General features: G+C 36.4%; 12 protein-coding genes. 1 reads left to right on the top strand and 11 read right to left on the bottom strand.

What is annotated here, in order from left to right; all coding sequences use genetic code 11:
• Positions 1–1,066: 1,066 nt before the first annotated feature.
• From G563_RS0117520 to G563_RS0117475, 11 genes are all read right to left on the bottom strand, one after another.
• Positions 1,067–1,666 (bottom strand): YdeI/OmpD-associated family protein, encoded by a 600-nt coding sequence (locus tag G563_RS0117520; RefSeq protein WP_028666460.1) that lies wholly within the window; start codon positions 1,664–1,666, stop codon positions 1,067–1,069.
• A gap of 175 nt (positions 1,667–1,841) precedes the next feature.
• Positions 1,842–2,030: an HNH endonuclease gene (locus tag G563_RS39235; RefSeq protein ID WP_374754526.1), complete on the bottom strand. Its 189-nt coding sequence runs from the start codon at positions 2,028–2,030 to the stop codon at positions 1,842–1,844.
• 312 nt (positions 2,031–2,342) lie between these two features.
• Entirely contained in the window at positions 2,343–2,867 is a 525-nt protein-coding gene (locus G563_RS0117510; protein WP_028666458.1) for a DinB family protein, read from the bottom strand.
• Between the two features lie 102 nt (positions 2,868–2,969).
• The gene (locus tag G563_RS35115) at positions 2,970–4,019 is read right to left on the bottom strand and encodes a S41 family peptidase (protein ID WP_084650901.1); all 1,050 of its coding nucleotides are present in this window, start codon (positions 4,017–4,019) and stop codon (positions 2,970–2,972) included.
• Between the two features lie 216 nt (positions 4,020–4,235).
• Positions 4,236–4,604, bottom strand: a complete 369-nt coding sequence (locus G563_RS0117500; RefSeq protein WP_028666457.1) for a nuclear transport factor 2 family protein — start codon at positions 4,602–4,604, stop codon at positions 4,236–4,238.
• A 524-nt stretch (positions 4,605–5,128) separates the two neighbouring features.
• Positions 5,129–5,299 carry a hypothetical protein gene (locus tag G563_RS39085; RefSeq protein WP_169579777.1) on the bottom strand — a complete coding sequence of 57 codons (171 nt, stop codon included), beginning with the start codon at positions 5,297–5,299 and terminating at the stop codon, positions 5,129–5,131.
• A 16-nt stretch (positions 5,300–5,315) separates the two neighbouring features.
• Positions 5,316–6,095 (bottom strand): IS66 family transposase, encoded by a 780-nt coding sequence (locus tag G563_RS39080; RefSeq protein WP_374754525.1) that lies wholly within the window; start codon positions 6,093–6,095, stop codon positions 5,316–5,318.
• A 274-nt stretch (positions 6,096–6,369) separates the two neighbouring features.
• Positions 6,370–6,561 carry a DUF6444 domain-containing protein gene (locus tag G563_RS39230; protein ID WP_028666455.1) on the bottom strand — a complete coding sequence of 64 codons (192 nt, stop codon included), beginning with the start codon at positions 6,559–6,561 and terminating at the stop codon, positions 6,370–6,372.
• Between the two features lie 190 nt (positions 6,562–6,751).
• Positions 6,752–8,227 carry a WG repeat-containing protein gene (locus tag G563_RS0117485; RefSeq protein ID WP_084650898.1) on the bottom strand — a complete coding sequence of 492 codons (1,476 nt, stop codon included), beginning with the start codon at positions 8,225–8,227 and terminating at the stop codon, positions 6,752–6,754.
• Between the two features lie 174 nt (positions 8,228–8,401).
• Complete coding sequence (locus G563_RS0117480) at positions 8,402–8,860, bottom strand: hypothetical protein (RefSeq protein ID WP_211235285.1); 459 nt, start codon at positions 8,858–8,860, stop codon at positions 8,402–8,404.
• 435 nt (positions 8,861–9,295) lie between these two features.
• Positions 9,296–10,012: a hypothetical protein gene (locus tag G563_RS0117475; RefSeq protein ID WP_028666452.1), complete on the bottom strand. Its 717-nt coding sequence runs from the start codon at positions 10,010–10,012 to the stop codon at positions 9,296–9,298.
• Positions 10,013–10,272: 260 nt separating this feature from the next.
• On the opposite strand from G563_RS0117475, the gene G563_RS0117470 reads away from it, so the two are divergent.
• Positions 10,273–10,458 (top strand): hypothetical protein, encoded by a 186-nt coding sequence (locus tag G563_RS0117470; protein WP_028666451.1) that lies wholly within the window; start codon positions 10,273–10,275, stop codon positions 10,456–10,458.
• The last annotated feature ends 78 nt before the right edge of the window (positions 10,459–10,536 follow it).

Below are 10,536 nucleotides of genomic sequence, written 5' to 3'. Positions count from 1 at the left end.
CTGATACTGCGATGGATTAATTTTAACATTTGTAAAGCGTGTGAAGGTATTGGCAGCATCTTTGTACACACTCTGTTGAGCCAGATGAAGCATATCCTCTTGAACAAGAGCAGAATAGCCGAACCGGGTGTCTTTCATGGAATAAATAGAATCATGCAAAACATCAATCTCCCCGCTGCGTGTCAGTATCTTTTTTTTTTTCGACGATCATTACACGCACCGGTTTGGCTCTGTAGCAGGGCTTGACCAACCTTCTGCTTGATCATTTCAACCCTTACTTCTAAATCGTACAATGTGTGGCCCAAGGGCATTGATTCAAGTTTATCGTACTCAGAATCTATTAGTTTATGTAACTCTTCTCGTGTCATAATTAAAAGAATGTAAATCACAAAGTTAAACGACAATTTGCAATGCACCCTTCAACTATTAAGTTTAACCCTAATGTTTGATAAAACTGGATTGACTTTGTTAGTTCTAAGGAAGGTATTGTTATTTGATTTAAATTCATTTAAAATCTATTTTATTTTGAAAATATGTCCTTGTCCCACTTACGGAACTCGTAATACTTACTTTTCGGCTCTCCTGTCCAACCATTGATGCCTTTTTTCTTAGGTAAATAATAACCGTGGACATACAAAAGTGGAATGATAAAAAGTGAAAGAAGTATCATTGATGTTGTTCTACCAAAATAAACAGAAATACAGCAAACTAAAATAAGTGTCAAAAGATATTTTCCAACTCTACGAATTTTTGGTGTTCGTTCTTCGAAATGTCCCATAAGGATATTACCCAAAGCATAAATTATGCTTACTACGGCTATCTCAAACCATAATGTTGTTGTTGACCACATATCGTATCTTACTTCTGTTGTATTTTAGGTTACTATTTAACTTATTGTAGTGATATCCTGACCGTTAACGGATTGGGGCTTTGCGTTCAAGCGGCTTTAGGAGCATTCCGAAAGCTATCGGAACAGATATTATAACTAAAATTCAATTGAAAAACTACACTTGAATTTTGCACGGTTTCGGCCGTCCGAGTCAACTCGCCTGATGCAAAACCGTTGTTATATTCCGTTTTTCTGTCCACGAAATTGTTTTGGTTTTAAATTTTGGTCTGCAAGTTCTACAATTTCAGTTATTCTTTTTGCTCTGGTTTCCTGTCGTTTAGCAAGAACTAGCCATTGTAGGATATTTCTTTTGTCTGACCTACTTAAACTTACAAAGTAGGATTTTGCTTGTGGTCGCTTTTCAAATTCTTCCTCTAAGTCTGCTGGAATTATTAAGGCTTCTGCTTCATCTAAAATTGTCCAAGAACCGTTTTGTTTTGCAATTTCTATAATGTCAAAACCTGCTTTTGTCATTAGCCCTTCAATTGTCAAACGCTCAATTTTTTCTTTGTTAACTTTTGACCAAACACTATTTGTTTTTCGTTTGCTAAAAAATTGCATAAACTTTTCATTGTCTAATGGTTTAGATTTACTGTCTATCCACCCAAAACATAGTGCTTCATCAACTGCTTCACTATAAATTATAGTTGGAATATTGGATTTCTTTTTATAATAAATTAACCAAACAGACTGTTTCTTGTCATGATTGTTTTGCAGCCATTCACGCCATTCTTGTCGGCTTTTTGGGTAAAAAGTTTCTGTTTCTTTTTGCTTCATAACTTTTCGTTCTAGCGATAAGAAAATTTGAGGTCTCATTTAAAATGCCATATAACATTTCACGGCTTGGCAATGTGACGGATTTTTAACACACACGTTGATGTGGAGAACCAAACTTTGATTGACCACAAATGTGTCTACGGAGCACTGAAGCGCCACTTTTGCCAAATTCCTGTTACCTACTGGTGTTTTGTCCACTATTGTTTAGTTTTAATATTTCAGTCATTTCGTCTATGGTAAACGGAGTCTTGCGTTTATGAATTATTGAATGACAATTTGGACAAACCGGTCGCAAGTCTTTTGTTGGGTCAACTTCATATGTGTTTCCAACCGTTGAAACTTGCCGTAAATGATGAACGTGAATAAATTCCTTTCCGATTTATCCATACACTTTTTCAAAATTAAAGTCACAAACAACACACGAAAGTCCGTAATGCTCAATACATTTTTTTCTTGCGTGTGGGTTTCGCTCATCCAATTCCATTTTTCAGGATTCCAAGCAAATAAAAATGTGTTCATTCGTCTATGTCTGTTGTCGTCTTACACTTGCAGGCAACGTTGAAGCATTTATATTTGCCAGGCCAATACTTGCACAAAAGATAAATAAAATTATAAATGTTGAACCTAGGTGCATCAGACCGTATAACGCCAATGTAATGTTAGTATTTCGTTGTTTTTACTCTGTTTTTCTTAATCCAAAATCGTATCGTTCGTCAATGATTCGTTTAATTATTCCAATTTGTCCGCAGTGATACATTGTATGTTTGATGTTCCAATCTATTGCCTCAAATTTTGTCTTGGCAATTGGATGAGGTGTCGGTGTGGGTTCTAATTTATTTTCCAATTCGGTCAATGATAGTGCCTTAATAATACTAATTGATTTTTGTTGAACGATTGACAATTGGCTTAGTAAGTCACTTGGGTTTATTTTTCCAACCGAATTTTTGGGTAAGTTATTTGTAAACAGTTCATCATAATTTTTTAGTGGAATTTTTTGAATTACGTCCATTTGATGTCCCACTATTACCATAATAGAGTGATAATAATGGCTCATTATTAAATGTCCCACCTGCCAGCTAATATTTGATTCTATTATGTCCGGAACAATATCCCATTTGTCAAAAGGAATAGTTTTAATGAGTTTATGCGTCCAATCGTAAACGCTTTCGGTTTGTTGAGTCAAAATTTTAAGTTCTGTCATTTTTCTAATACCGATTTCGGTTATTTATTGTCTATCTTGCAATGACCGCTAATAGTTCTCGGATTGGCGATGTGGCGGATTTTTAGCTTTCGGGATTTTATACTATTTTTTAAGTTTTTCAAGAGCTTTTGAATGAGCAATTTTCAGGGCTTCGTCAGAATGGACTTGAATATCTGGGATAATTCCGACTCCTTCCCAATTAGTATTTGTAATTGGACTTGTTGGTTTGCCTTGTGGAATTCTTACGAAAAAATTATTAGTTGCGATTACCGCACCCGTAAGATGTGCACCACCAGCGGTTGTTTCTCCTATGATTGCTGCACGTTTTAAATTTTTCATACAATAGGTGAAGCTTTCAGCAGCAGAAAAAGTCTTTTTGCTTGTCAATATATATAAATCTGCCGATGGCTTGAAAATTCCTGAAACATAAGGTAATGTCCATGATTGTGTTAATTCTTTTTTAGGGCGATTATAAAAATCGAAAAGGTGAGTTGGCGTAGAGAAAAAATAGCTTGCAATTAATTGAACCATTGCGGGCGAACCACCGTCATTGTTACGTAAATCCAAGATTATTGCATTGGTATTTCCAAGAAAATTCATTGCTGCCGTTAAAGTTTCGCCACTGTATTTTGGGTCTGCAAATTCTCTCAAATCTAAATAACCAATATTTCCTTCAAGAACTTTAACTTCCTTGAATCCAAAATTATCACGCCTTAAGCCTTTTAATATTTCGTCTTTCTCCTCGATTTCCAGTTTTGCTCTCTCTTTATCCGTTAATGCTTGTTCTCGTGCAATAACGGAAGGGTTGTAAATGACACTTAGGTGTTTGTCCTTACTGATTGCTTGAAGGTCTTTTGTAAGTTGTTGGGCAAAATTGGAGGGCTCGATAATCGAAATGTAATTATTGTTTTTTAAATTAGTTTTAAGGATATACGACATTTCATCAGCCACTTTTGGATTGATATAATTTTTTTGAAGTTTTTCGCAGATTGAATCAATAGTAATAGCCATTTCTTTGACGCTCAAAGTAGGTGAAACTTGCTGGGCAAGTATTTCCGTGAAATAGAATTGAAAAAGAAAGGTTATAATTAATTTTGAAAAGTTCATAATTGAAATGGGTTTGCAATTAAATAAAAAAAGTATAGTTGCCATTCTGTTTTGAATAGTGTCGTACTACAATGACTGCTAACGGCTACGGGCTTTGCGTTCGGGCAGGTTTCGGATTACAAAACTGTCAACCAGCACTGAGATTGAATAGAATCGCCTAAGCGGCACAAAGCTCCAAGTTTGCACCGCCCCGGCGGCCCGGGTCGCCTCGCCTGACGCAAACCCGTGTTGGCGGTTCGTTGTTATTTTGTATTGGTCATTCTATTGAATTTGAACTCCGCTTCCTGCAATTACTTTCCAAGTATTATTAGTCAATTTCCATACTCTTAAATATCTAAACTTTCCCTCAATAATTTGGTCAGCATATTTTGCTTTTAAATAAACAGTAACTACAACGGTCGAAACATTTTCAGCTGTCTTTATTGTTCGGTCGCTTGTAGAAATATCGTAAACTGTCATAATACCGGAACGATAATTTTCAATATCCATTTCTTTGGTAATTGTCTGTCCAGTTGGAATATTAAAAATTAGATTGTCGTGTAGTAGTTCATCAAGAGCTTGGATGTCGCCAGTTTTTAATGCTTCTAAAAGGCGTTTTTCGTATTCAATTATTTGTTCGTCTTGTGTCATATTTTGGAATGTCCATTGGTTTTTTGTCAGCAATCTGTCGTCTGTTACAATGACCCCTAACGGTTTGGGGCTTGGCCGCAGTGGACTTTTGAAATCGTAAACTGTCTGTCCACTAACGCAAAACCCGATGTTGAACAAAACCTTCGGTAGCTATATTTGGCCAAAAAGGTTAATTTTAAGACCAATTTAAACTTAAAATTGAGCATGACAAAAAAAGAATGCAGATGAGCTACGGGAAAATACGCTCATCGATCGCGCCATTGTAGAAGTGGCTGGTTATCAGTGGTTAATCCGCTGTTTTGAGCTTAGTATTTCGATACTTGGCCGCAGTCCAAGTACATTCAAAAACTATTCGATACATATTGCAGTCATTGCACTTGATTATGGCAAAATTATTACCGAGCTCGCCAAAGCTGGTTCATCGCAGTGATGATTGGGGTAAGATATGGGCTGACTTCAAAGAAAAGCCATGGAAATGACTTACTTTTAGAGTAGTTGCATGTTCAACGATAACTCGTAACTGTTTAGGTAGCCCATTGAAAAGAGCCTTGTAGGACAGATTCGATGGTTTGAATGATATTCCGATTCATTTTTCGGATTGTAGAAATGAAGCCAGCGATACGTGCGTAGGCAGTCGCCCCACCGATACTACGGAAGCAGTTACTGATTTTCTGTTTAACCTTGGCGGTTCTCAAGTCACGTTCCGCTTGATTATTTGTGAAGGGTACCCCTGACTCGAACCGGGTCGCCGGTGCGAGCAAATGCAAGCACCGCCTCTTGATGAAGAATCAAGCGCTGCAATAAGTTACGTCCCGTCGTCTTTTTGGCTCTTCCCAAGCGACCATTCGATTTGATAAAGCAGATAGGAGGGTGCTCTTCTTGGTCAGCCTGTTGGCAAATTTGCAGGTAGTGACTTCGCCAATGAGCTTGTTGTTCAGTTGGAATCGGGCAATGCCGAGTGGTTTGATAAGCTTGCATTAAGTACTCGTGCATGGCTTTAGCCCACTGGCGTCCTTGGTCAATGAGGGCTTGCAATTCTCGTAATAAATGTGCTCCACAGAGGCTGTGTCGTCCTTTACCCACCGTAAAATAAGACGACCAACAATCATGCACCGTCCAGTTAACGCATTCCGAAAAAATGCTTTCTTCTGACAAAAGCGCTTGTTGACCTCGTTTGTCGTGAACAAAAAAGTAGGTATATAGATTGTTACTTGCTAAATGAAGCCATTTTAGTCCCCCTTCAATGCGTAATCCCGTTTCATCGAAGTGGCAGACAGGAGCTGATTTGAGTTCTTTTTTTATTTGGGTTTCAATCGGAGCTAACTGTTCATAAAGCTTGCTTTGAACACTGGTTAATGTCGCCGGATTATAGGCATAACCCGTCAAATCAGCCCATAATTGGCTTATCTTTGAGAAGGGTAAACGATAGTCGACATTGAGCATAATGCTTTGGGAATGAATACGAGCACCATATTGAACTGGCGCGACCACATCCGCAGGAAACCGGCCTGCTTGCTTGTAGCCACATGAACAACGATGAGCCACCAATTCGTGCTGGCTTACCCACAAACGAGTAGGAGGCAAATCAAACACTTGACGGCGGGCAATCACTTGTCCCTCACCTTGTAAGGCAAGACCACAACTGCCACAATGAGTTGCACTGTGAGTAAGAATCTCGTCAGGATGCGCTACGAATTGAAGGGTTTTGCCTGTATGACCATGCTGACCGCCCGGCTTTTTACCTGACGATTTTGGAAGCGCTGCTTTAATAAGAGGCTTCCGCTTCGGCGGTCCGATTGGAATAGCCCTCGCTGGAAGGTGGTTTGTGTGAGTTTGAGGAGTTTTGGCTAAGTTGACGATGCAAGTCAGCATTTTCCGCCTCTAACTCTTCGATACGAAGCAGTAAGAGGTTGACTAACGCCTTCAAGTCTGATATTTCTTTGACCAACTCTTCCATAATTGCATCTATGCAAATAGCGTACCTAAACAGTTACGATAACTCCATAATAAAAGAAAAACGGGTGATGAGCACTCACCGATGGCTAGCCGCCCGCCCGAGTTTCGTTCAATCCCGAAAGCTTTCGGGAGGCTTTCAGCCACCACGAATGCTTAGTTATTGGCGGCTGCCGCTTTAGTCGGTCAGTTATTTAGTTACATTTTAGAATGCCTATTTTCTTATTCTTTTTATAGTAATAATAGTTGTCGGGATATAAGTCTGGGTGTAAGTGAGAAGGTAACTCTGCAATATATTCATAGATGCAAGGTACAATTATATTTCCTCTATTATCAATTATTCCAAACAGGCTATTGTCATCAAAAAAAACAGTATTTTTCATATTTTTCGTTACTATTGCCCTTCCAGCCTTAGAGTTATCATTTCTTATCCAATCATATTCTAATTGAACAATTTCTTTTCCTGTTTTATCAATCATTCCTTTTTTATTATTGATTCCAACAACGGCAAACCCTTTTTTGAACTCATCTGCCATTGTATAATTAAATAAAGTTAATTCCTCCCCTTTTGTATTTATGTACCCTAGTTTATCGTTAACTTTTACCCTAATTAACTCGTTGTTTAAATCCCAATGGTCTATTGCGTCATATTTGAAAGGTGTTAAATATTTGCCACCTAAATTCATTAAGGCATATTTTCCGTTTTGTGATACAATTGTAAGACCTTGTCTGCTAAAATTCTCTGCTTTATCATAAACAAATGGAATAACTGTTTTTCCTGTCGTGTCAATAAATCCATATTTTTTTTCTTTGTTCTGTACATACATAATGCCATGCCTGTAATAACCATACCATAGATTTTCTCCGAAATCAAAAATTGGTTTCCCTTTCTTATCATATAAAGCGAATTGATTGTCCTTTAAAACAACATACTGATTATGCCCAACCATACTTACTATGTTATTGACAAGAGGTATAACTTGTTTTTTAGTTAAATTATCATATAAACCTTCTTTTTTATCTTTTCTATTTATAAATCTTTCTATAAAAATTGGATTATAGTTTTTGTCTAAATGAAATGGTAGTCCTAATGTATCTTCACCATAAAAAGTGCCATCTTCTGACAAATTTATGTATTTAAAATTTTTTGGTAGTTTATAGTCAATTTTTCCTTTTTCAGTCATTATTATCTGTCTTTTATTAAGCTCTACCATGATTTTACCATTAACAAAATCACGCATAGGATGTCCAATTATGTCATAGATTGGTTCAAAAACAATTTGTCCATTAAAGTCCAAAAGACCAATTTTGTTTTTTAAGAATACTGTTACAAGTTTTTCTTTGAGATTAGAACAATGCATATTATCATACTCAGCCGATGATATTCGTCCTTTTTTATCAATAAGTATATATTTATGATTTTTTAGTTGAACAATAAATCTATCTCTATTGACTATTTCAATTCGCCCAATAAAACCTATGTTATCAAAGTGTATTTCACTTCCATCAATATCTACAACAAGGTTTTTGTAGTTTTCTCCTTTGAAAAAAGCAAAAATGTCATTTGTACTTATATCATAAAGAGGTTGTGTTACAATGGTGTATTTTTGTGAGAACACATTGCTTAAATTAAAAGCTATGAAAATAATGCTAAAAATTGATTTAGTCATTTTGGTTTTATTGAATGTTTACTTGTACTGATTCTTAGTAGTTATTGCTTGCGGTAGCCGCTAACGTTGAAGTATTGGCGTTGTTGGGGCAATAAAGGCTCGTCAGCCAAATTCTTGCACCAAAGATATATAGAGAAACCTTAGTTATTGTGCGATGTTTTTATTTAGGTCTGTCTAATGGTTGCCTTTCCATATTATACCTTCGTCTGTCCAATCATATTCTGTTTCGTCACCAAATCCCAAAGTAGCAATTTTTTCATAAGTTTGGTAATTCATAAAACCAACTGAAACAATAGGGTCTTGTACGAACTCTATCCCGTCCACTGTAAGAGAATAGAATTTTTTGCTAATTCCTAATTCCTCAAGTTTTTTATTCAAATCTGCAATTATTCTGTTATTTGCGAAGTTGTCGTTGGGGGATTCAATAGTAAAGACCTTACTCGAATTTATCAAAATCTCTAATGTATTCTCTTTTTTTACTATGTGGAAGGTTATTTCTTTATCTGTAATTGCTTCCATTTGTTTTAACGCATCTTCCCAAACATTAATGTCACACCAGCCCTCACTATCACCAAATGTTATGGACTTAAATTGTAGTTCATTTTCAAGTTCTATAAATGTTTGTAAGTTCATTTTTTTTAAACTCATAATTTTATTAGTTTGTAAAATATTGCACAACATCCCTGTAAATGTAATTAATTTCGTTTATATCCGCTATGGGTGTAGTTCTGCGGGGGGGCCACATGATGAAACTATCCTGATGAAGATAGACTCAAACTTAATTAAACATAACTAAATTTCCAAGTTGTCTAGTGAGTGTTTTGTGTATTTGTTAGGGGTTCCAAACCCGTGGTTTGTGTCAGACCTAATTTAATAAGTGTTTTTATAAAAGCATAAAGAAGCAACTGTACGCACACCTTTAATTACCAACCCTACACCGTGGTCATCAGCAGAACTTTATCAAAGTAAAAAAGACGAATTTAGATTTTTGACACATGCTGCAAATCGGTTTTAAAAGTGGCTACTGTAAATAGGTCTGTGGGACACAGACCATGATGATGGGGTATATCAATTTATGAAACCACTTTTGTCAATTGTCCAAAAACGATGTGAACCCCATTCAAAGTTAAAATCTACAATATCGAAGTTTAGATTTTTTTGGAAATTTAATAATGTTTCCGTTAACAATTTCCTGTTATACTCCACATTTTGTTTTTGAACAAAGAAATTTGGATAATCTGAACCCCAAGGGATTTCGTTAAACATTTCTCCTCTTACTTCAAAACCAAAATCAATATAAGTTTGGTCAGTGTCTTCATTATAAGCCACAGTTAATGTCTGTGTCGAACCATAATGGTCGAATAATAAAGTATTTTCACTTAATATTCCTTCTGTGTCTGATACTCTGAAATTTATCTGGAAATCGAAATGTTCACCTAAACCTAAGTCGTCATATATTTTCGGGAAAGTTGGTGTTAAGTAATTGTCAGTTATTATTTGTTTCCACTGTTCAAATTTTAACTCTCCATTATTTATAAATCTGTGTATGTTGTCATTTTTTTTAAATATTTCTTCATAGTATGGTATAAATACTTCTTCAAAAGAAGTCCATGAGCAATTTTTCGAAAAGTCGTCTAAAAAGGTTAAATAGAATGAGATGTTTTGAAAATTACCTTTCAATACTTTTTGAAGCCTCCATTCTGCTGTCTGTTTACTTACCCCAACTGCTCTGTTTCTAAAAAATGTCAAAAAGGTTGAGTCTATTTTGAGGGTTTTTACGTCCATGTCTTTGTTTTACGCTTACTGCCAACGTACAGGGCTTGTAGCAGGTGGGGATTTGAAACTCGTCTGCCCGAACGTCTTTCGATATAAATTACTTATGTTGAGTTACTTATAGATATTCGATAGGCTTCCGTCAGCCGAAACAAATGCACAAAATGATTCTCAAAGTTGAGTTACATTCCGTCCGCCGGGCGCAAACCAAATTGTCGTTTGAGTGTATTTTGTATCTTTGAATTATTTTTTAGCAAAAACCGAACAAATCAATGACAGAATCAGAATTTATAGAGATGGCTCGGGCCAAATATGCAGACATAAATCGTCTTAACGCCAGCCCGAGCCTACTAGAGTATGAGCAGGGTTTTGTTGAACTTTGGACGGAGCTAGGCCGAGCCGTAGCTGAGAAAAATCTGGGAGCTACCCCTAAAGATCGACGAAAAAAAAAAGATTAAAAGCACGTTTGGCACCCTCGAATTAGCCAAAACTCATCGTTATATTTCACACATGGAGCACAATTTTGGGCTTAGCCC

It is taken from the genome of Runella zeae DSM 19591 (genome assembly GCF_000423565.1).
Classification (GTDB): Bacteria; Bacteroidota; Bacteroidia; order Cytophagales; family Spirosomataceae; genus Runella; species Runella zeae.
Note: the sequence above shows the minus strand (reverse complement) of the source record. Positions and strands in the feature narration are given on the sequence as shown.